Raw genomic sequence first — 20,167 nt, forward strand, 5'->3', positions numbered from 1 at the left:
TATGGTCCGCCCGGTACATCGACGTCCGGGGCAATCCCGAAAGGCCCAATACAGCCTGTTCGCGGCCTATGTCATTGCGGTGACCGGGGCCGTCGCGGGGCTGCTGCTGGCGATCCTGTCGGTCGTTGACCCCGTCGGCTTTGCCCAGCTCCGCGTGGCGAGCCAGGAAATCACTGCGCCGGTCGCGCGCGTGTCGCGGTCGGTGATCGGATCGATTTCGGGCATCGACGACAGTGTCGGGGCTTATGTCAGCGCGGGTTCGCAGAACCGGCGGCTGCGCAGCGAGCTGGCCGATACGCGCCGCGAACTGGTTGCGACCAGCACCTTGCAGGAAGAAAATCGCCAGCTGAAGGCGCTGCTCAAGCTGCAGGAAACCGACAAGACCGCGCTCGCCAACGGCTATCTGCTCACCTCGACCTCGACCAGCAGCAAACGCATTGCGCTACTCAGCATCGGGCGCAACCTGGGAGTAGCCGCGGGCCAGCCGGTGCGCGGCGCCGACGGTCTGATCGGGCGCGTGCTTGGCTCCGGCCCGTCGGTGTCGCAAGTGCTGCTGCTGACCGACATCGACAATATCGTCCCGGTGCGCCGCGCGCGCGATGGCCTGCCGGCGCTCGCCTATGGCCGCGGCAACGGCGATCTCGACATCCGCACCCTCAATATTGCCAACAACCCGTTCAAGCCGGGCGACATCTTGGTCACCTCGGGTACCGGCGGCCTCTATCCGCCCAACATTCCGGTCGCGATCGTCGTGCGGAGACAGGACGATGGCGCCCTCGCCCGCCCCCTCGCCGACCCCGGCAAGGTCGATGCCGTGTCGGTGCTGCGGCCCTATACGCCGGACAATATCGAGGCGCAGCCCGCCCCGGCCCCGCCGCCCTTGGCGCCCGCGGGCGCCGCCCCATGAACAATCGCGCCGCGCCGCGTCTGGGCGAACCGGCTTCGCTGTGGCGCATGCGGATCGTGCCGGTGGCAACGGTGATGCTCGCCTCGGCGCTGCCACTGATGCTGCCGCTGGTCGCCAATTCGCCGGTGCTGCCACCGCTGGGGCTGCTGTTCTTTCTGTGCTGGCAATTGCTGCGCACCGAAATGTGGCCGGTGTGGATCGGCCTGCCGCTCGGGCTGTGGGACGATCTGTTCAGCGGCCAGCCGATCGGCACCGCGATCGGGCTGTGGACGCTGGCCAGCATCGCGATCCATTATTCGTCGCAGCGCATCTATTGGCGCGGTTTTCTGCACGACTGGGCTATTGCGGCCTTGCTGATTGCGAACATCCAGTCGCTGGCGGCGCTGATCGTTCATCCCGATGCCGCCACTGGGCGCGTGCTGGGTCTGGTCGTGCCGCAGATCATCATCTCGGCGCTGCTGGTGCCGCTGTTCATGCGGCTGACCGGCAAGTTTGACAATTTCCGCCTGAAACGCCGATAATCCCGCTAGTCAGAAAAGAATGTCGCGCAAGAGTCCGCCAATTACCGAAGCCTGGAGGGGAATCACCTTCACCCGCCGCGCGCTCGTCGTCGGCGGCGCGCAGGCGGCGGTGGGTGTCGCGCTGGCGGCGCGCATGGCCTATATTTCGGTCGTCGATAACGACCGCTACGTGCTGGAATCCGAAAGCAACCGCGTCAACCTGACGCTGGTGCCCCCGCGGCGCGGGTGGATCGTCGATCGCAACGGCAAGGCGCTGGCCAACAATCGCGTGTCCCTGCGCATCGACATTATCCCCGACCGTTTGCACAACAAGGCGTTCGTGCTTGGCCAGCTCCGTACGCTGCTACGGCTCGACGGCGACACGATGGACCGCATCAACCGCGACCTGAAAGCGGCATCGGGATTCCAGCCGGTCGCGGTGGCGGAAGACATGACCGAGGCCGAATATGCCTCGATCCTCGTCCGCCTGCCAGAAATGCCGGGAATCGCGCCGCAGCGCGGTTTTGCCCGCAACTATCCGACCGGCGCCGCGGTCGGCCATCTGATCGGCTATGTCGGTGCGCCCAATGCGGAAGAATATCAGCAAGCCAAGGATCCGCTGTACATCACGCCGGGGTACAAGATCGGCAAGGACGGGTTGGAGAAATATTTCCAACCGATGCTGAAGGGCAAGCCGGGAGCGCGGCGGGTCGAAGTCACCGCGCGCGGCCGCGTGGTACGCGACCTCGACACCCAGCCCGACGTGCAGGGCAAAACCGTACACCTGACCATCGACGCCGACCTGCAGGAATTTGTTGCGCGGCGGATGGGGCGCGAGTCGGGCGCCGCGGTCGTCATCGACTGCACCAACGGCGACATCTTGTCCTTTGTTTCGATGCCGAGCTTTGATCCAAACAGCTTTTCAGACGGGATCAGCAATAGCGAATATAGTTGGCTGCGCGCTGACGATCATCAGCCGCTGATCAACAAGGCGACGCGCGGTCTGTATCCGCCCGGTTCGACGCTGAAACCGATGGCGGCAATCGCTGCCATCGACCATGGCGTCGATCCCAGCGAGCGCCACACCTGCATTGGCGGCTACCGCCTGGGCAACCGCTTTTTCCGCTGTCTGGGCACCCATGGCAGCGTCGATATGCCGACCGCGATCATGAAAAGCTGCAACAGCTATTTCTACTGGCTCGCCCATCGGCTGGGTTATGATGCAATGGCGCCGACCGCCAAGCTGCTGGGATTAGGTGAGGAATTTCAGCTCGCGGGAAGCAGCCAGCGATATGGTACCATTCCCGACAGCGCGTGGAAGATGAAAAAATATGACCAACAGTGGTCGGCATCGGACTCGCTCAACGCGGTCATCGGGCAAGGCTATGTCAGCGTAAACCCGCTCCAGCTTGCGGTGATGGCGGCGCGGATCGCATCGGGGCGCCGGCTGTATCCGCGCCTGATCAACCGCGAATTCAGGAATGAGCCCCTGCCCTTCTCGCCCGAAGCGCTCGCAACCGCGCGCGAAGGGATGGACCTCGTCGTCAACGGGCCAGGCGGAACCGCCGGACGTAGCCGCCTGCCGCTCGATGGCATTACGATGGCGGGCAAGACCGGTACTGCGCAGGTGCGCGGGCTTGGCACGGGAAATGGCAAAAGCGGAACGTGGAAATTCCGCGATCACGGCCTGTTCATTGGTTTCGCACCGGTCGTCAATCCTCGCTACGCGACGGCCGTAGTGATCGAGCACGGCATGGGCGGCTCGCGCGCGGCAGCACCGGTGGCCAAGGATTTTATGACCTTCCTCTTCGACCGCGAAAAGGCGATGGAGGCGCTTGACACGTTCGAGGCGGGCTGGGGCGGCACGATCAAGGAGCGGATGGACCGCGACTATATGGCGTGGAAGTCAGGGGCGTCGAGCGACCCCAATCCGGAGCTGCCGCAATGATCGTCGTGCCGCCCGCCATCCAGCGCATCCCGTGGAAACTGATCGCCGTGCTCAGCGCGATCACCGGCTTCGGCCTGCTTGTTCTCTATTCGGCAGCGGGCGGCAACTGGTCGCCCTGGGCGTGGCAACAGGGGGTGCGCTTTCTCGTCTTCCTGGCCGTGGCGATGGCCATCGGGCGTTTTCCTCTCCGGATTTTCGAGGATTTTTCCTATCTCGCTTATATCGGCGTGCTGATCCTTTTGATCGCGGTCGAACTGCTCGGCTTTGTCGGCGGCGGCAGCCAGCGCTGGCTCAACCTCGGCTTCATGAATCTCCAGCCGTCCGAACTGATGAAGGTCACGATTGTTGTCGCGCTGGCGCGTTTTTACGCGCAATTGCCGCCGGGCAACACGCGCAGCTGGACCGCCTTGTGGCCAGCTCTGATCATGATTGGGGTGCCCGCGGCGCTCGTCATGCTGCAACCCGACCTCGGCACCGCGCTGTCGATTTGTATCGGCGGCATCGTGGTGATGTTCGTCGCCGGCCTGCCGTTCTGGTGGTTCGGCAGCGCAGTGCTGGCCGGATCGGCGGCGGTACCGGTACTGTTTTCGTTCCTCCACGACTATCAGCAAAAGCGCGTGCTGATCTTCCTCGATCCCGAAAGCGATCCGCTCGGCGCTGGCTATCACATCAGCCAGTCGAAAATCGCGATCGGGTCGGGCGGCATCGGCGGCAAAGGCTTCCTCAACGGGTCGCAAAGCCATCTCGACTATCTGCCCGAAGGCCACACAGACTTCATCTTTGCGACCATGGCCGAGGAATGGGGCCTGATCGGCGGGTTGGCGCTGCTCTTTGCCTTTTTCCTGCTGCTCCGCTGGGGGACGCGCGTCGCGATCCGCGCGCGCACCCGCTTTGGCCAGCTCACCGCGGCGGGGCTGACGATGACGATCTTTTTCTACATCGCGATCAACCTGATGATGGTGATGGGCCTTGCGCCCGTCGTTGGGATCCCGCTGCCGCTGTTTTCCTATGGCGGGTCGTCGATGCTGACGATCATGACCTGCGTCGGCATCATATTGGCGATCGAAAACGACAGCAAAACCGGCACGCGCCGCTTTCATTGAGAAAAATCTTCGCGCTAACCATTGCCTTCGCCGAATTGGCATGATAGCGGGCCGCTCGCTTCGCAGCAAAGAGGATAACTCGCCGCCGCAAAGCGCGCCGAAATTCGGCAGTGGACGCATAGCTCAGTTGGTAGAGCAGCTGACTCTTAATCAGCGGGTCCTTGGTTCGAGCCCAAGTGCGTCCACCAATTTATCCATATATTTCAACGTATTAAATGGCCGTTGGGCCAACTGGATTTCCGCTCGCAGATCGCTAGGTAGCTCTCTAGGTAGCAGCGGATCCGGCGACGGTTGATCAAGGTATTGCGACGAAAAGCTGGCTCCAGCGTGTGCTCGAGCCTGTCTTGCTCTATCAACACTTGGGGTTCAGTAACCCGGATTGAGAATCGCGGCGTTTTCCGCAGTGCTTCGACAACTGTATCGGTCACTGCCCGCACTCTCGGCATGTGGCGCATGTCCACATGCACACCTATCCAGATGTCTCGAACAAGGTCAGGTCTGTCGGGGTACAGGCGAATTAGCCCGAGCTCCCCATCGGCACGATAGCGGGCGAGCGCCGCAACCCCGGCCCCTGCAAGAGTCGCGTGAACCTGCACTTCGCGGCTGTTGGAGCGAAAACCGATAAGCGCATCGGGAAAGGCATCCCGCAGCAGTCGGGTTAGCCCTGTTTGCCGCGAGAGGCGCCGAACGGGCGATCGGTGCCGGCGCAGGTCCGGTCGCTTCTGTCATCATGGGCATGATAACGGCATGCTTTGGCGGCATCGTCCGTGACACGCTGAGCCAGGAGCGGTCCATCATCTTTTCCTACGAGATCTACGTGACCGCCGCATTGGCCGCTGCAATCACTTTCGTTTGCACCAACGCGCTGGGCATTGACCGGGAAGTCGGCGTGTCCGCGGCATTCATGGTAGGCTTCGCACTGCGCGGAGGCGCAATCAGGTACGGCTGGTCATTGCCACGCTATCGGCCACGCCAAGGCCGCCTCCGCGCGAATGACGGTGCCTGACTGCGGTGTTCGACTGGTCTGGCGATCCAGCCCGGCCGAACAACAACTGAGATTTTCATGATTAATGGACGGAGGAGAGATCCACGGACAGCATATATCGTGTGGTTATAATGTGATAAGTTTTCCGAAACCCCCACCACTATCCCCAATATGGGTCTTGCGACCAGTCGATTGTAGCTCGCGACAAGCCCATTCTGGTAGCCGGTCTGGGCCTTCATCGGCACCCGTTTTTGCGATTTTTGCCGATTCACTGCCCTTGCCCACTGGCTCACAGCAGCAGGTGACAACTCGCTTAAGCAGCGATATGCGAGCACACGACGACCATCCCGAATTCCGCCGCACGTGCTTGGTGTTTCAGTTCTATTGTCGCTCCGTGGCCGTATATCAGGCACTTCAGTCGCGAACGACGCTGGCGCGAAGTCGGAATTTACAGACGGATTTTGACCGATGGTAATTCCAGGTAAGTGTCAAAGATTTATCGTAATGAGGCATCTTGGCCTAATTTTTGCGCAATGTGGAGGAAGTCATGCCGCAGAACGACCCATTGACGTCATCGGTGGAAACTGAACCCGGACCAGCTTGGGGATGGATCCTGGCTTATGGCGTGCTTGTTGTCCTGATCGGATCGCTGGCGTTGGGCAACCCGCTGGCGACGGGATTGGCCACGGGTTTTTTGCTTGGTGTGATGTTGCTGACCTATGGTCTCGTTGCCCTGATTTCTGGCCTGTCTTCGCTTTCGAAGCGGGGGCGCTGGATTGAGGCGCTGCTGGGCCTGCTCGGGGTCGCGGCAGGGGGTTTCGTCCTCTTCGCGCCCTTTGCCGGTGCCTTGTCGCTGGTCTGGGCGATCGGATTCTGGCTGTTCGTTGCCGGGATTCTCGAATTGGTGAGCGCGATCAAGGGATCCCATGATCGGGGATGGCGCTTTGCGCTCGGCCTGCTCGACATCGTGCTTGGCGGATTCCTCCTGTTTTCAGGCCCGGCGAGCAGCCTTGTGTTCCTGGCGGGAATCGTTGGGATCAGCTTTCTCTTCCGCGGTGTCTTCCTTATCATCCTGGCGCTCGGCTTGCGCCGCCTGTCCCGGAGTCTTTAAGCGTGCGGCGGCTGGCGTTGATCCTTCTGGCGGTGGCGGTGGCGGTGATGGCGCCGCAATCTGTCGCGTATGCGAGCGATCAGTCTTTCGGGACGTGGAAAAACCCGCAGAACAGCGTTCATGTCCGGGTTGAGCGCTGCGGCGAGCGCATGTGCGGTGTCGTGATTTGGGCCAACGAAAAGGCACAGGCAGATGCGCGCAGAGGTGGCACCGATCCTCTTATCGGGTCGCGGCTTTTTCAGGATTTTGCGCTGGAGAGGCCCGGCGTCTGGCGCGGCAGGGTTTTTGTGCCCGATATCGGCAGGACGTTTGCGGGAACCATCAGCGTGATCGATGATGACACGATAGTCGGCAGAGGGTGCCTGGTTGGACGGGTCGGTTGCAGGTCGCAACAGTGGACGCGGCTGAGGACTGATAATTGGCCATAAGCAAGAATGTGAACACCGCATCCCCGAGGGTGAGCGTGTTCCTCATACTTCACGGGAAGTCAGCGCAGGACCCGCGGGTACGAGAGGCAGTTCGCTCGGTCCGGGCCGATGGTCATGACGTCGAGGTTCGCGTCACATGGGAAAATGGCGATGCGGGGCGGTTCGCGAACGAAGCTGTTATGAAGGCGCAGCAAGGCCGCGTGGATCGCATCGTCGCCGGTGGCGGAGACGGCACCGTGAACGAGGTCTTTGCTGCCGCCTTTCGGGCAGGCTCGTTCGGGCACTGTTCGTTCGGTATCCTGCCGCTTGGGACGGCCAACGATTTCGCGCGTTCGACGGGAATCCCCATCGACGACATGACTGCGTCGTTGCGCTTGACCCTTGTCGCACCAGTGTGCTGGATCGACATCGGTGTTCTGGACGACAGCCCCTTCGTCAATCTGGTGACGGGCGGATTCGGGTCACAGGTCACGGCAGAAACCGATCCGGCCCTGAAACATACGCTCGGTGGTTTCGCCTATGTCCTGACCGGCCTGCGCCGCGCACGGGAACTTACCGCTTGCAGAGGCCGCTTCACGGCCCGGCACTTTTCCTGGGAGGGATCGTTTCTGGCATTGGCCATCGGCAACGGCAGACAGGCCGGCGGTGGCATCCAGCTATGCGCCGAAGCGTTGCTGGATGATGGCGAACTCGACCTGATGATCCTGCCGGAATTAGACCGGAACGCGGGGCTCGATGCCCTTGGCCGCTTCCTGCACGAGGGTGCGGGCAGCGTGGATGGTCTCAAGATTACCGCGCGGAGCCCGTGGGTCACGTTCGAAGCCGAGGAGGATATTTTTATCAACCTTGATGGTGAAACCCGGTCGGTTAGCCGCTTTCGAGTGGGGTGCCACAGAGGCGCGCTGCCGATACACCTTGGCCATAATCTGCTGCTCGGAACAACAAACCCAACCGATGACGGTTGATGGAATGGGCGCAGCTTCCCCACAAGGAACCTTCGTTCATCCCTTGGTGGTAACCTGCGCTCAAATTGACGATCGTCCGCGCTGCATTGAGTACGGCAGCTTTGCGCCCGGAGCCGGGTGGTTTTCGGACCCGACCATCCCAAACCATGTCAAGCTTCGCTTTCCGGAGCGCCGCCAAGGGCCTGGTATAATGCGACATGGGCCGTCAGGCGATCGCTGCGCACCTGCAGGATCGCGAGCTCCACCGAGAGTAACGCACGCTGTGCGTCGATCTGCTCCAGATAGGGCGAATAGCCCGCGCGATAGCGATTGGTCGCATGGCGAAGTGCATCGGCGACCGCTTCGCGCTGGGCCACAAGCGCGCGTTCCTGTTCCCCAAGGCGGTCGATCAAGACCAGTTGATCCTCTACTTCGCGGAATGCCGTCAGCACCGTTCGCTGATAGGCAAAGGCGGCCTGATCGCGCTGCGCAGTAGCGGCGTCGAACTGTCCTTCCAGCCTTCCGCCGCTAAAGAAGGGCGCAAGAATGCTGCCGCCAAGCGACCATATACCGACCGGATCGTCCAGCTGGGACGACAGCACCGCACCAGCAGAGGCGGCAAGGCGCAGCTGGGGGAGAAATTGGGCCCGCGCGGCGCGCATGCGGGCATCGCTGGCCGCAAGATTGAATTCCGCCTGCGCGATATCGGGCCTGCGCCGGGTCAATTCGCTGGGAAACACGGCAGGGATGGCAGGGGTTTGCAGCCCTGCAAAATTTCCGCCCCGCGCGAGGGCACGCGGGGTTTCGCCGATCAGCTGCGACAAGGCATTTTCCTGCCTTGCGATGGAGGCCTCGACGGCAGGGATCTGTTGCTGCGCCGCGCGATATTCGGCCTGTGCCTGCCGCAGTTCAAGCTGCGAGGTATAGCCGACTTCGGCGCGATCGCGCGCGATCTTAAGCGCCTCGGCCCGCGCCCCCAGCGTTTCGCGCAAGGTTTCGAGCCGGCGGTCCAGCGTCAGCAGGGTGATATAGCCCGAAACGGCGGTCGCCGTCACTGCAAGGGCGGCAGCTTCGCGCGCGGCCTGTGTCGCCGCGGTATTGGCGCTGGCGGCATCGACCTGCGCGCGGTTGCGGCCGAACAGATCCACCTCATACGCGGCCTGGAACGCCGGCTGCACGCCAAGCGAACGCGAGGCGGTGCCAAAGGCGTTCAGGCTGCGCGCCTCGCTCACCCCGGTCGAGCCATCGAGCGTGGGCACCAGCAGGCTGCGCGATGCGCGTTCCTGCCCGCGCGCTTCTCGCACCCGCGCGGATGCGATTGCGATGTCGGGATTGTTCGCCCGTGCCGCCGCCACGATCCATGCAAGGGCCGGGTCGCCAAATGCGTTCCACCATTGCGGCTCGATCTCGGCCCGCCCCTCAAGCGAAGTGCGCCATGCCATCGGCGGCGCCACCGTGCTGGCAGCAGGTATCGGCGCAAGGGCCGGTGCGCACCCGACCAACAGGCTCAGGCTCAGCAGGGGGAGACCGATCCGGCGCATCAACGGTCTCCTGTATGAACGGTGGCAATCACCGACATGCCGGGGCCAAGTCTCTGGGCCGCCCTCTGCCCCGGATCGATACGGATGCGGACGGCGATGCGCTGCGGAACCTTCACGAAATTACCGGCGCCCGTATCGGGCTTGATAACGCTGAACTCGCTGCCTGCGGCAGGCGACACGCTCTGCACCTTGCCCGTTAGCTCAAGCCCGCCCAGCGCGTCGATTTCCAGTGTCGCGCTTTGCCCGACGCGGATTTCGGCGGTCTGCGCTTCCTTGAAATTGGCGACCACCCACAGCCGTTCGGGCACAAGATACATCAGCTGCGCACCCGGCGAGACCAATTGCCCTTCGCGCACCGCAACCTCGCTCAGCCTGCCGGCGCGCGGGGCGCGAATGATCGTGTTGTCGAGATCGATCTGTGCGAGATCGCGCGACGCTGTCGCATTCTCGACCTGCGCTTCCAGCCCGCCCTGCCCGACATTCACCGAACGCAATTGTTCGCGCGCGATGTCGCGCTGGGCCATCGCCTGCGTCACGCCCGCCTGCGCCTGGCGCAGCGCGGCCAGCGTCTGGTCGCGTTCGCGCAAGGATACCGAACCTTCGTCGGCCAATTCATCGACCCGGCGCATATCTGCCTGCGCCTTGGCAAGCTGGGCGCGAGCATTGGCCACCGACGCCTCCTGTAACCTGACCTGCGCCTCGCTTGAACGCCGGTTTTGTCCCGCATTGTCCAGGCTGGCCGTTTGGGTGGCGATCCCGGCCTGTCCTTGCGCCACGCGCTGGCGATAAATGCGGTCGTCTATGCGGACCAGCGCCTGCCCGGCGGCCACCTGCGCGAAATCCTGCACCAGCACTTCGGTTACATAGCCTGTAACCTGCGGGCTGATGATCGTGGTCTGGCCGCGCACATAGGCGTTGTCCGTGGTCTGGCTGTCGGACCGGAAGGGCGGCAATTGCCAGGCATAGAGTGCGGCAAGCGCGCCCAGCACGATGGCAACCGCGAAGAAGATTGTCTTTTTGCGCGATCGTTCGGGCGCCCAGCCTTCCGGGTTTTCCTGCGTCGGCGCCGCGTCGGCAGCGCCGGTTTCAGCCGCAGGTCCGGCGGGTGTCGCGGTCGGTTCCCGGTCGGCGTTGTCGTCGTTCATTCTTTTGCTCCGCCCATGATCGATGCCAGCGCCTCAAGCTCTTTGGCCAGCGGGTTGATCCCCCGGCGGCGGTTGTAGATCCATTTTGCAAGGATCGCCGCGAATGCGAGGGAAGCGATGATGCCGATCAGAAAAAACATGTCATTGAAAGCCAGGATCGCCGCATCGCGCCCGGCTTGCTGCACCAGCTGCCCCGCGCCGCTTGCCTGCCGCAGCACCGGATCGGCGATAGTGCCATTATACGCGGCGGCGCGAAGTTGAATCGCCTGGGCTACAGCGGGGTCACTCAGCGTCAGTTCCCGGCCTATGTCCATCAGGTGGACCTTCGCCCGGATCGTCTGGAACGCCGCCAGCCCGGCAACCCCTGCAAGCCCGCCGAGCGTCTGTGACAGGGAGAAGACGGCAATGAAGCTGATGATGTATTGCATGCCCTGCGCCAATGCGCGCAGCAGCCCCTCCATCATTGCCGAGCCGATGAAATAGATCGCCGCAAAGGCCATCATCGCCTGCGTCCAATAAAAGTTTTCGGGCCGCGACAGCAGGCCCGCCTGCGTGTCGACAAACGCGGCCACCGCGATCAGCGCCAGTGCGACGAGCAAGGGCCGTTGCAGATCGCTGGTATCCAGCCGTGCGATCAGCACCACGAGCCCGATAAAGGTCGCGCCGGTGATGATCCAGTAATAGGTGACGAGCTGGTCGTTGATCATTCCGACGGTGGTCAGCAGGCCGCCAGCGCCAAAGCCCTGTTCCGACAGCAACACGCGCATCAGCGCGCCCGTCGACGCAAAGATCACGATGTCCTTGCTGGTCATCCAGCGGGTGTGGAGCATGGGATTGGCGCGATTGTGTTCGATCAGGAAAGCCGCGCCGATCAACAGGATCGCGCCCGCCAGCGCCCAGCCCAGCCATGGCGTTGTCCACCACTGGATCCTGCCCTGCACCAGAAACGCGCATAGCAGGCCCATGCCGATGGCCAGCAGCGGGAACGTCACGAGATCAAGTTTTTCGAATGCCTTTTCGATTTCGCCCGGCGGAAGCGGCAGGATGAAGACCATGCCGAACGCCATCAGCGACAGCGCGAATTGCAGATCGAACAGATGGGTGATGTCACCCCCCGCGATCAGAGCCGGGGAAATGGCACGCGCCAACGGCAAGGCGATCTGCGACAGGCCCAGCCCGATCAGCACGCCCGCGATCCGGGCCTTCGCCGGCAGGCCCTGCATAAGGTAATAGATGCCCAGCGTGGAAAGGCCGCTGGCCGCGATGCCGGAAATCCCGCGCGAGACAAGTTCGATCCGGTAGCCCGCGTCGAACAGCTGAACGAAATTGGCCAGCAGCAGCGTCGCCATCGCGATCCTGACGAAGCGCTGGATGCCGAATTGCTGGCGTAGCTTGAACAGCAAAATGCTCATGCACGCATTGGTCATGTTGTAGGCGACCGTGACCCAGCCCGCCTCGACCGATGTCAGTGCCAGATGGCCCTGAAGCCCCGGTAAATTGGCCAGCAGCAGCCCGTTCTGGAACCCGCCGAGGATGGCCAGATAGATCCCGATGAGCAGATAGCCCAGCTTGCGCCGCGCCGGATGATCCGGCGTTGCGGGGGACCCGGCCAGAAAAGGGCGCTCGTGCGGCTTGAACACATAGTCCCCGCCCTGGTGCGCTGGTCGCACTGCGTCAGCCACGGCGGAACAACGGTTCGACAAGCGTTTCCTGCAATGCGGCGCGAAAGCTGTCGTCGTCGAGGAATTCGGGCGAACTCTGGGCAAGCCGGTCACGCCGCAGGATGCCGACAGCCGTGCCGAACGCAAATTGCTGGAGGGCCAGTTCGGGGTGCGGGACGTGGGTGTAGCCGTCCGTCCGGGCCCTTTCAATGAGGGGCAGGAAATGGTCGAGCAGGCGGCGCGTCACGTTCTGGTAGAGCCACTGCGCCCGTTCAGGATCGTGGTCCATGTCGCGCATCATGAAGCGCGCCACCTCGGGCCGGGCGTCCATGAAGCCGATAAATGCACTCATCGATGCACGAAGGGCCGCACCTGAATCGCCAAAGCCGGTGGCCTGGGCGAGCGAAGCCTGTCGCTCTTCTATCCTGTGGCCGACGGCCTCGATGATCCGCTTCCACAATCCCAGCTTCGAACCGAAATTATAGGACACGAGTGCCATGTTGACGCCGGCCGCCTCCGCAATCTCGCGCAGATTGGCCGCATCGAAGCCCTTGTCGGCGAATATCGCAACCGCGCTGGTCATGATCGCCTTCGCCGCATCGATTTCGTTCGTTTGGGGCCGGCCACGTCCGCGTGCGGTTTGTGTCATGATCGATCCTTCTGCGCGCCATGGAGGAACCCGCCAAGTAGCCGCGCGGACTAATTAATCAAGTGATTAATTATTGTTTCGGATGCAAGGCCGGGTACGCCTCGCCTCGAGTGCGCGACCATTCTATCCCTCGGATCACGCTTGAACCCGGTGGCGCGGCTTGCCGGGCATTCAAAGGCGCGCCCAGCTAGACGGAACGAGCGGACCGCCGACCTCGATCGCCTTTTTCAGCCCGGCTTGCCGGTGCAGCCGGTCCCGATAGGACTGCAGCGCCGGATAGCTATCGAGCGCCCCGCCCATATTGGCCATTTCAAGCGTATAGACCATCTGCATGTCGGCCAGGGTCAGCTGCTCGCCCATCAGGAATGAGCCTTTGCCCACGCCCTCGGCGATATAGGTAAGCACGTCTTTGCCCCGCGCCGCAGCGAATTGCGCCATCGCATCGGGCAGCCCGCCCATCATCCGGCCCAGCAATGGCAGCAGCAGCGGGAAGCTGGCGGACCCTTCGGCCAGATCGAGCCACTGGTCATGCATCGCACCTTCGGCAGTGCCTGCCTGGGGGGAATGCCGCCCATTACCATAGCGCGCGTCGACATAGCGCAGGATCGCACTCGATTCCGCTAGCACCAGATCGCCATCGACGATGAAGGGTGCCTTGCCGAGCGGATGGATATGCTTGAGATTTTCAGGCGCTCGCCCATTGACCCGCGCATGGCGGTGCAGCTCGTATTCGATCCCCAGCTCTTCAAGCAGCCAGAGAATGCGCGTGGAACGCGATGTTTCAAGATGATGGACGATGATCATGCGGAAACCCTCTTCAAAATTGCAGGCGCGCGCGAAATGATCAGGCGGCGGGATGGCTGTCCCGTTCCGCCGCTTCGCCCAGCTGGCCGACAAGTGCGTGGGTCAGTTCGTGCAGGGCGACGATCCGGTCTTCCTCGATCCCGACCTTCTTCGCGAGCGTGCCCGGTATCTCCTGCGCTGCAGACTTCAGCGCCCGGCCCTCGGAAGTCGGGGTGACCAGCACACGGCGTTCGTCCTGCGGATCGCGCATGCGCGCGACCAGCCCGGCACGCTCCATGCGTTTCAGCATTGGGCTGAGCGTGCCGACATCGAGGTGCAGGCACGCCTGCAAGTCGCCCACCGTCACCGGCTCGCGCTCCCAAAGTACCAGCATCACCAGATATTGCGAATAGGTCAGGCCCAACGGTGCCAGCAACGGCCTGTACAGCCGCTGGATCAGATTGGTCGCTGCATATAGGGGGAAGCACAGCTGGCGATCGAGGCGCAGCAATTCGTCCCCCTCCTGCTTCGACGGATGGCGTTCCGTCGTCATGGGCGCGCCCTTAAGCCTCGGCTCGGACCGAGAGTTCGACATCGATATTTCCGCGCACCGCGTTGGAATAGGGGCAGACCTTGTGTGCCTGCGCAACGATCGTTTCCGCCGTATCCTGATCGACACCGGCAATCGCGACATCGAGTGCAACCGACAGGGCAAAACCGCCATCGGCATTCGGGGCCATCGAGACGGTGCCGACTACTGTAACGTCATCATCAGCGATCTTATGGGTAGTGCGGGTGACATGAATCACCGCATTGCCGAAACAGGCGGCATAGCCTGCCGCAAACAGCTGTTCGGGATTGGTCGCGCCGCCCTTGCCACCCAGCGCGGCAGGTACGGCGAGATCGAGTTCCAGCAGTCCGTCGTCGCTGGCGATGCGTCCGCTACGCCCGCCGGTGGCAGTGACCTTGGTAGAATACAGTGCGCTCATGATTGGAGTCCTTTTGCAAGATGAAGCCATCATATAGCTAGCCATCTAGCACTACTTTGGCAGAAATGTGATTTTTGGGATTCCCAAGGAGGAAAATCCCTGATTCATAGAGAGCCGGCTTTTCTGGAGGCTGGCGATGGAAGCAGACTGGCGGAGCGAACTCGAGGCATGGCTTTCGCCGTTCGCCGCGGCGTTGCGGAACAAGACGCGCCGACGGATGTGCCCGGCTTACATTGCGGGCCTGATTGGCCCCGGAGATCGCAAAAGTGTTCAGCCGATGGCGGCACGGGACGACGAGGTCAGCTACGACCGACTTCATCACTTCGTCGGCAGCGGCATCTGGGACGAAGCTCCGCTGGAGGCGGCGCTGCTTGCTGAGGCCGACCGGCAAGTTGGGGGCGATAATGCCTGGCTGATCATCGACGACACGGCCTTGCCGAAGAAGGGCAATGCGTCGGTCGGCGTTGCCCCACAGTATGCCTCGGCGCTGGGCAAGAATGCCAACTGCCAGACGCTGGTGTCGGTGACGCTGGCCTCGCGCGAGGTACCTGTGATGGTGGGCTTGCGTCTGTTCCTGCCGGAGAGCTGGACGAGTGATGCGGCCCGCCTGGATCGCGCCGGGGTTCCAGAAGAGCTACGGCCTTACCGGACCAAGCACGAGATCGCGCTCGCTGAGATCGATAGGGTCCGTGCCGCCGGTGTTCGCTTCGGCTGTGTCCTTGCCGATGCCGGATACGGTCTCTCTGCAACCTTCCGGCAGGGTCTGAGCGGGCGTGGCCTCGCTTGGGCTGTGGGCATTCCGTTCAAACAGAAGGTTTACCCCGCCGATGTCAGCATGGTCTTTCCCGTCGCCACTCGGGGGCGCCCGAGAAAGAACGCAATACCCGACATAACTTCGATCTCGGCGCAGGCGATGCTTGAGACGCTACCATGGCGCAAGGTCAGTTGGCGGCGCGGCACCAAAGGAAAACTCTCGGCCCGCTTCGCCGCTGTTCGTGTGCGTGTAGCAGACGGGCCACCGCAGCGTATCCACGATATGGGCGCTCAGCACTTGCCAGGCGAGGAAGTCTGGCTCGTCGGCGAACATCGCTCTACCGGCGAGCGCAAGTACGACCTCTCCAACTTGCCCACCGACACGCCGATCAAGCAACTGGCCGGCGCCATCAAAGCGCGCTGGGTCTGCGAACAGGCACATCAGCAACTCAAGGAAGAACTCGGCCTCGACCACTTTGAAGGTCGGTCGTGGAAAGGCCTGCACCGACATGCCCTGATGTCCATGATCGCCCTCGCCTTCCTCCAGTCACTCCGGCTCAAGCAGGGCAAAGGGGGGAAAAAGAATCTCAGGCCCTCCACCGAAACCGAGCCTGCCAGCAATCAGACAAGCCATCATTGACCGCCTTACCAGACCGCCGGACAAACCATGCCCTCACTGCGGGCGTCGACCTACCGACCCTCCAAACCAAAATCTGCCAAAGTAGTGCTAGTCACGTGAATCCGAAGTTCGGCTCATTGTTTTTTGACAGAAGCGTTTGACGGAGGCGAGGATCTCGTCTGCGGATTTGACCCACTTGTAGGGTTTGGGGTTTTCATTGTGTGCTTTGATGAAGGCGGCGATGTCGGCTTCGAGTTCGGCCGTGGATCGATGGACGCCGCGTTGCAGCTGCTTGCGCGTCAGCTCTGCAAACCACCGTTCGACCTGATTGATCCAGGACGCCGATGTTGGCGTGAAGTGAACATGCCAATGCGGGCGGCGCGCCAGCCAGGCCTTGATCTTCGGCGTCTTGTGGGTGGCATAGTTGTCCATCACGAGGTGGACGTCCGGCCCCTCGGGCATTGCGGCGTCGATCCGCTTGAGAAAATCGAGGAACTCGGTGGCTCGGTGGCGTTTGTAGCACTTGCCGATCACGGCGCCGGTGGCGATGTCGAGCGCGGCAAACAGAGACGTCGTGCCATTGCGGATATAGGTATGGGTGCGTCGCTCAGGCACGCCCGGTGCCATCGGCAAGACCGGTTGCTCACGATCCAGCGCCTGGATCTGGGATTTTTCGTCCACGCACAGCACGACCGCCCGGTTCGGCGGAGACATGTAGAGGCCGACAATGTCCTGGACCTTGTCGACGAATAGCGGGTCCGTGGACAGCTTGAACGTCTCGGACCGGTGCGGTTGCAGGCCAAATGCACCCCAGATCCGGCGGATGGTAGTGTGCGACAGCCCCGCTTCGGCTGCCATGGAACGGATCGACCAATGCGTGGCATCCTTCGGAGTGGTGTTCAGCGTGCGCTCGATCACCTGAGCAACCTGCGCATCCGACACTGTACGTGGGCGACCTGCACGATATTCGTCGGTCAGCCCTTCAATGCCATCCTGCACGAACCGCCGCCGCCATTTGCCGACCGTGTGCTCGTGGACACCGAGGCGTTGGGCAACTTCCTTGCTCTGCAGTCCCTCTGCACACAGCAGAACCATCCGGCATCGATCCGAGAGCGACCGCGGCGCTTTGTGCCGCCGGACTTGGGCTTCGAGAAACGTCCGGTCCTCGCCACTCAATACGACCAAATCTGCCTGTCTACCCGCCACCATCAACGTTCCCACCTGTCTGACAAGAGCATATACAATGATGCTTACTTCAGTTCCAGATGACTAGGGCTGAGACTCATTCAAAGCCAGAACGCCAGCGCGGTGACGAGAGCCACGCCTGACAGGAAGTTGGCGGCGAGTTTGTCGTAGCGGGTTGCGACGCGGCGGAAATCCTTGATCCGGCAGAAGGCGTTCTCGATGAGATGGCAGCCCCGGTAACGCTGTTGGTCGTAGCGGATGGCACGCTTGCGATTGCGTCTGCCGGGGATCACAGGGCTGGTGCCGTTGTCGCGGAGGGTTTTGCGTAAGCTGTTGGCGTCGTAGCCTTTGTCGCCGAGCAGATATCGCATGCGGCCGGCACGTTCGAGCAGCGCTGGCGCGGCCTTCACGTCGCTGACATTGCCGGCGGTCAGCATCAAGGCATAAGGCCGGCCGAGTACGTCGGTCAGGGCATGGACCTTGGTTGTCCAGCCGCCACGAGAACGGCCGATCGCCTGCGTCTGGCGCCCCCTTTTCCGCCAAACGCCGAACGCTGGGCCTTGATGTAGGTGCTGTCGATCGCCGTGCTTCTCGTGACTGCGCCCGCCTCTGCCAGGGCATCGAGCAGCTTCGTCCAGAACCCACGTCGCGACCAGCGATTGAAGCGGTTGTAGATCGTCGTGGAAGGCCCATAGTCCGCAGGGCAGTCGCACCACCGGCAACCCGACTTCAGAACATGCAGGATGCCCGAGATCACCCGGCGATCATCCACCCGCCGCGCTCCGGGTTGGTTCTTCGGCAAGTGAGGCTCGATCGCCAGCCACGCTTCATCCGACAACCAGAACAACGAGCGCGACATCGACAGGGGCCTCCATCCAGCTTGGAGGCCCATTGAATCAACCTATGCACACGCTTTCAAGAGGCTAATTGGGTTTTGACCCTAATAACATTAACCCCGTGCCATCGCGCTATATCTGGAAAATATACGCTTCGTGGATAAAGGTCGCATTGTGCTCCGATGAAAGGCGCCGACAATGGTCATCCGGCATCAGACGCGCTGGCTCCACAGTCAAAAAACGCTGATTACCGAAACCTTTTCACCAGCAGGGCAACGCTCAAGCCTTAATAGCCACCTTCAACACGCCGTCACGCTGATTGGCAAAGAGGTCGTAGGCATCCTCGATATCATCCAGCCTGAATCGGTGCGTGACCAGCGGCTTGAGGTCGAGGCGTCCCGAGGCCCAGACTTCCATCAATCGCCGCATGCGTTCCTTGCCGCCCGGGCACAGGGTTGTAACGATGCGCTTGTCGCCAAGTCCTGCCGAGAAGGCACAAAGCGGGATGGCCAAGTCGCTGGAATACACCCCCCCGCTCCACAATGTTACTGCGTTGCTCAGGTTCGCGGCAGTCATCGGGACAAGCTTCATCTTCCGGGGGACTTTCCTGATCCTGTTCACGTAAGGGTTGCGCAAACTATCTATTCGCTGAGCGATCGCCTGCGGCGAACGAACGATGGGAGGCTTGAACCTTTGCTACCCCGGAGCCTTTGAGAAATCCGCGATGCGCCGATCCTTCATGGACGGCAGCCGTCGCGATATGGGGCAGCACGACACCGTCCTGCATCTTCGCCTGTCACCCGAAAAGAATTCAGCCCGAAAGGGCAGATGCGTATCATGGATCGCCGCAATCTTAGGCGCCAGCGCCTTTCAGAGCATCGACGCCGGTCCATATCAGATCGATGGTGCGGTCAAGATAGGCGTGCTTGGCGGGTTGCCTATCCTGAAGACCTAGCCTGTTAAGGATACGGTCGCGCGGCATACTGACGAGAGCGTCAAAGAAAAACATGGCGGTGAAGTAGCTATCGGCGAAGCGTAATTCGCCACTGCGAGCGCCTTCTTCCAGAATCGACTGGATGACGCCTACAGGATTATGGACGACGAGCTTCTGGACCGCATCGTGCAGCGTGGGCTCGTGATCCGCGATCCATGTCGCCAGGGCACGGAGGCTGACGACTTCGGGCTTCAGCGATGCGTCGAGCATCCGTATTGCGGTGTGTCGCAACCTCTCGCGCGCTGAACCTTCCGGGATGCTTGCCGAGATCGGCTTGAGGTGCTTGGCGACCCCATATTCGATTGCAGAAACCAGCAGGTCTGTCTTGGAAGCGAACCGGGCGTAGAGCGTCCGCTTGGAGACGTTGGCGGCGGATGCGATACCTTCCATGCTCGCGCCGTCGGCGCCCAGCCTGACGAACTGGTCGAGCGCAGCGGCGAGGATATGCGCGTGGAGACGCGCCGCCATTTCGCGCGTCGGCCTCCCTCCCTTTGGGTCACGCGGGGGCAGTGGCCCAGCGTTGTTTTTGGCGCTCCCCTCTCCATGCCGCATGAGTCTCACCGTTTCTCTTCCCTTTTGCGCCAGCACTTGCTCCAACTTGCTAGCGGCGTCATAACGGAACAGTTGCGTGTACATACGTATAGACCTCCGGACCCTTCCGCAAACATGGCCTTGGGCGGGTTCTGGATATCGAAGAGGCGGGAATGACGAATATCGCACTGGTGAACGGAGGCACGCGCGGGATCGGCGAAGCTATCGCGCCCGCGTTGAGCACCGAGGGCCATCTGGTCGCCGCGACCTCTCATTGCAATGAGCAGGCGACGGCGCGCTTCGACCATACGACGAGGATTGCCGTTTTCCGCTGGGATGTAGCCGACGAGTCCGACTGCCGCGAGGGTGTGGCCAGTGTCAAATCCGAAGTTGGCCTGGCCTCGGTCCTCGACAATGCCGGCGTCGCGCGCGACCGCCTGTCCATCGCCGCCGTCTGGCCGGCCCATCAACCGTGGCAGGATCTCGGGCCAGACGGCGGGATAGCAGGGGGATCGTGTGCAGCACGCCTTTATTGATTTCAGGATTACCCGTCGG

General features: G+C 62.2%; 21 protein-coding genes and 1 tRNA gene. 11 read left to right on the top strand and 11 right to left on the bottom strand.

The features are described from left to right. Position 1: 1 nt before the first annotated feature. The 9 genes from mreC to yegS all read left to right on the top strand — a co-directional run bounded on the left by mreC (position 2) and on the right by yegS (position 7,947). On the top strand, positions 2-907 hold the full coding sequence (mreC, locus tag IPF76_RS19150) for a rod shape-determining protein MreC (protein WP_293847154.1): 906 nt from the start codon (positions 2-4) through the stop codon (positions 905-907). After that, complete coding sequence (mreD, locus tag IPF76_RS19155) at positions 904-1,428, top strand: rod shape-determining protein MreD (RefSeq protein WP_293847155.1); 525 nt, start codon at positions 904-906, stop codon at positions 1,426-1,428. The genes mreC and mreD overlap by 4 nt, the downstream gene beginning before the upstream one ends. Before the next feature lie 19 nt (positions 1,429-1,447). Next, the gene (gene mrdA, locus IPF76_RS19160; RefSeq protein WP_293847156.1) at positions 1,448-3,355 is read left to right on the top strand and encodes a penicillin-binding protein 2; all 1,908 of its coding nucleotides are present in this window, start codon (positions 1,448-1,450) and stop codon (positions 3,353-3,355) included. Beyond that, positions 3,352-4,458 (top strand): rod shape-determining protein RodA, encoded by a 1,107-nt coding sequence (rodA, locus tag IPF76_RS19165; protein WP_293847158.1) that lies wholly within the window; start codon positions 3,352-3,354, stop codon positions 4,456-4,458. Before mrdA ends, rodA begins: the two co-directional genes overlap by 4 nt. 112 nt (positions 4,459-4,570) lie before the next feature. Continuing rightward, a tRNA-Lys gene (locus tag IPF76_RS19170) sits at positions 4,571-4,646 on the top strand. A gap of 506 nt (positions 4,647-5,152) precedes the next feature. Next, complete coding sequence (locus tag IPF76_RS19175) at positions 5,153-5,464, top strand: TRIC cation channel family protein (protein ID WP_253204284.1); 312 nt, start codon at positions 5,153-5,155, stop codon at positions 5,462-5,464. A gap of 526 nt (positions 5,465-5,990) precedes the next feature. Then, positions 5,991-6,554, top strand: a complete 564-nt coding sequence (locus tag IPF76_RS19180) for a DUF308 domain-containing protein (RefSeq protein WP_183613247.1) — start codon at positions 5,991-5,993, stop codon at positions 6,552-6,554. 2 nt (positions 6,555-6,556) lie between these two features. Continuing rightward, positions 6,557-6,982 carry a DUF2147 domain-containing protein gene (locus IPF76_RS19185; RefSeq protein ID WP_253204242.1) on the top strand — a complete coding sequence of 142 codons (426 nt, stop codon included), beginning with the start codon at positions 6,557-6,559 and terminating at the stop codon, positions 6,980-6,982. A 35-nt stretch (positions 6,983-7,017) separates the two neighbouring features. Further along, positions 7,018-7,947, top strand: a complete 930-nt coding sequence (gene yegS, locus IPF76_RS19190; protein WP_253204285.1) for a lipid kinase YegS — start codon at positions 7,018-7,020, stop codon at positions 7,945-7,947. A 149-nt stretch (positions 7,948-8,096) separates the two neighbouring features. Here the strand turns inward: yegS and IPF76_RS19195 are convergent, their stop codons facing one another. The 7 genes from IPF76_RS19195 to IPF76_RS19225 form a co-directional block, all read right to left on the bottom strand. Beyond that, a complete protein-coding gene (locus IPF76_RS19195) occupies positions 8,097-9,467 on the bottom strand; it encodes an efflux transporter outer membrane subunit (protein WP_293847199.1) in 1,371 nt (456 codons plus the stop codon). Then, positions 9,467-10,612 carry an HlyD family secretion protein gene (locus tag IPF76_RS19200; protein WP_183613244.1) on the bottom strand — a complete coding sequence of 382 codons (1,146 nt, stop codon included), beginning with the start codon at positions 10,610-10,612 and terminating at the stop codon, positions 9,467-9,469. Before IPF76_RS19200 ends, IPF76_RS19195 begins: the two co-directional genes overlap by 1 nt. Then, positions 10,609-12,252 carry an MFS transporter gene (locus tag IPF76_RS19205; protein ID WP_253204243.1) on the bottom strand — a complete coding sequence of 548 codons (1,644 nt, stop codon included), beginning with the start codon at positions 12,250-12,252 and terminating at the stop codon, positions 10,609-10,611. Before IPF76_RS19205 ends, IPF76_RS19200 begins: the two co-directional genes overlap by 4 nt. Positions 12,253-12,286: 34 nt before the next feature. Continuing rightward, positions 12,287-12,922, bottom strand: a complete 636-nt coding sequence (locus tag IPF76_RS19210) for a TetR/AcrR family transcriptional regulator (protein WP_293847203.1) — start codon at positions 12,920-12,922, stop codon at positions 12,287-12,289. 171 nt (positions 12,923-13,093) lie between these two features. Continuing rightward, on the bottom strand, positions 13,094-13,726 hold the full coding sequence (locus IPF76_RS19215; protein WP_183613241.1) for a glutathione S-transferase family protein: 633 nt from the start codon (positions 13,724-13,726) through the stop codon (positions 13,094-13,096). A gap of 40 nt (positions 13,727-13,766) precedes the next feature. Further along, positions 13,767-14,258: a MarR family transcriptional regulator gene (locus tag IPF76_RS19220; protein ID WP_183613240.1), complete on the bottom strand. Its 492-nt coding sequence runs from the start codon at positions 14,256-14,258 to the stop codon at positions 13,767-13,769. Between the two features lie 10 nt (positions 14,259-14,268). Beyond that, on the bottom strand, positions 14,269-14,694 hold the full coding sequence (locus tag IPF76_RS19225) for an organic hydroperoxide resistance protein (protein ID WP_183613239.1): 426 nt from the start codon (positions 14,692-14,694) through the stop codon (positions 14,269-14,271). A 136-nt stretch (positions 14,695-14,830) separates the two neighbouring features. Between IPF76_RS19225 and IPF76_RS19230 the strand changes: the two genes are divergently transcribed. Beyond that, a complete protein-coding gene (locus IPF76_RS19230) occupies positions 14,831-16,087 on the top strand; it encodes an IS701 family transposase (RefSeq protein WP_293847208.1) in 1,257 nt (418 codons plus the stop codon). Positions 16,088-16,174: 87 nt separating this feature from the next. Here the strand turns inward: IPF76_RS19230 and IPF76_RS19235 are convergent, their stop codons facing one another. The 4 genes from IPF76_RS19235 to IPF76_RS19250 form a co-directional block, all read right to left on the bottom strand. After that, on the bottom strand, positions 16,175-17,275 hold the full coding sequence (locus IPF76_RS19235; protein WP_216313491.1) for an IS630 family transposase: 1,101 nt from the start codon (positions 17,273-17,275) through the stop codon (positions 16,175-16,177). Positions 17,276-17,352: 77 nt separating this feature from the next. Then, positions 17,353-18,110, bottom strand: a protein-coding gene (locus IPF76_RS19240; RefSeq protein ID WP_216313493.1) for an IS5 family transposase whose coding sequence is annotated in 2 segments (ribosomal slippage) — positions 17,353-17,771 and positions 17,771-18,110 — 759 coding nt in all. Because the reading frame shifts where the segments join, the coding sequence is not laid out codon by codon here. Positions 18,111-18,366: 256 nt separating this feature from the next. Next, positions 18,367-18,663 carry a hypothetical protein gene (locus IPF76_RS19245; RefSeq protein ID WP_293847211.1) on the bottom strand — a complete coding sequence of 99 codons (297 nt, stop codon included), beginning with the start codon at positions 18,661-18,663 and terminating at the stop codon, positions 18,367-18,369. Between the two features lie 277 nt (positions 18,664-18,940). Next, entirely contained in the window at positions 18,941-19,717 is a 777-nt protein-coding gene (locus IPF76_RS19250) for a TetR/AcrR family transcriptional regulator (RefSeq protein WP_293847213.1), read from the bottom strand. Between the two features lie 68 nt (positions 19,718-19,785). On the opposite strand from IPF76_RS19250, the gene IPF76_RS19255 reads away from it, so the two are divergent. Beyond that, the gene (locus IPF76_RS19255) at positions 19,786-20,148 is read left to right on the top strand and encodes an SDR family NAD(P)-dependent oxidoreductase (protein WP_216313496.1); all 363 of its coding nucleotides are present in this window, start codon (positions 19,786-19,788) and stop codon (positions 20,146-20,148) included. Positions 20,149-20,167: the final 19 nt, after the last annotated feature.

The organism is Sphingopyxis sp. (assembly GCF_016704835.1).
Classification (GTDB): Bacteria; Pseudomonadota; Alphaproteobacteria; order Sphingomonadales; family Sphingomonadaceae; genus Sphingopyxis.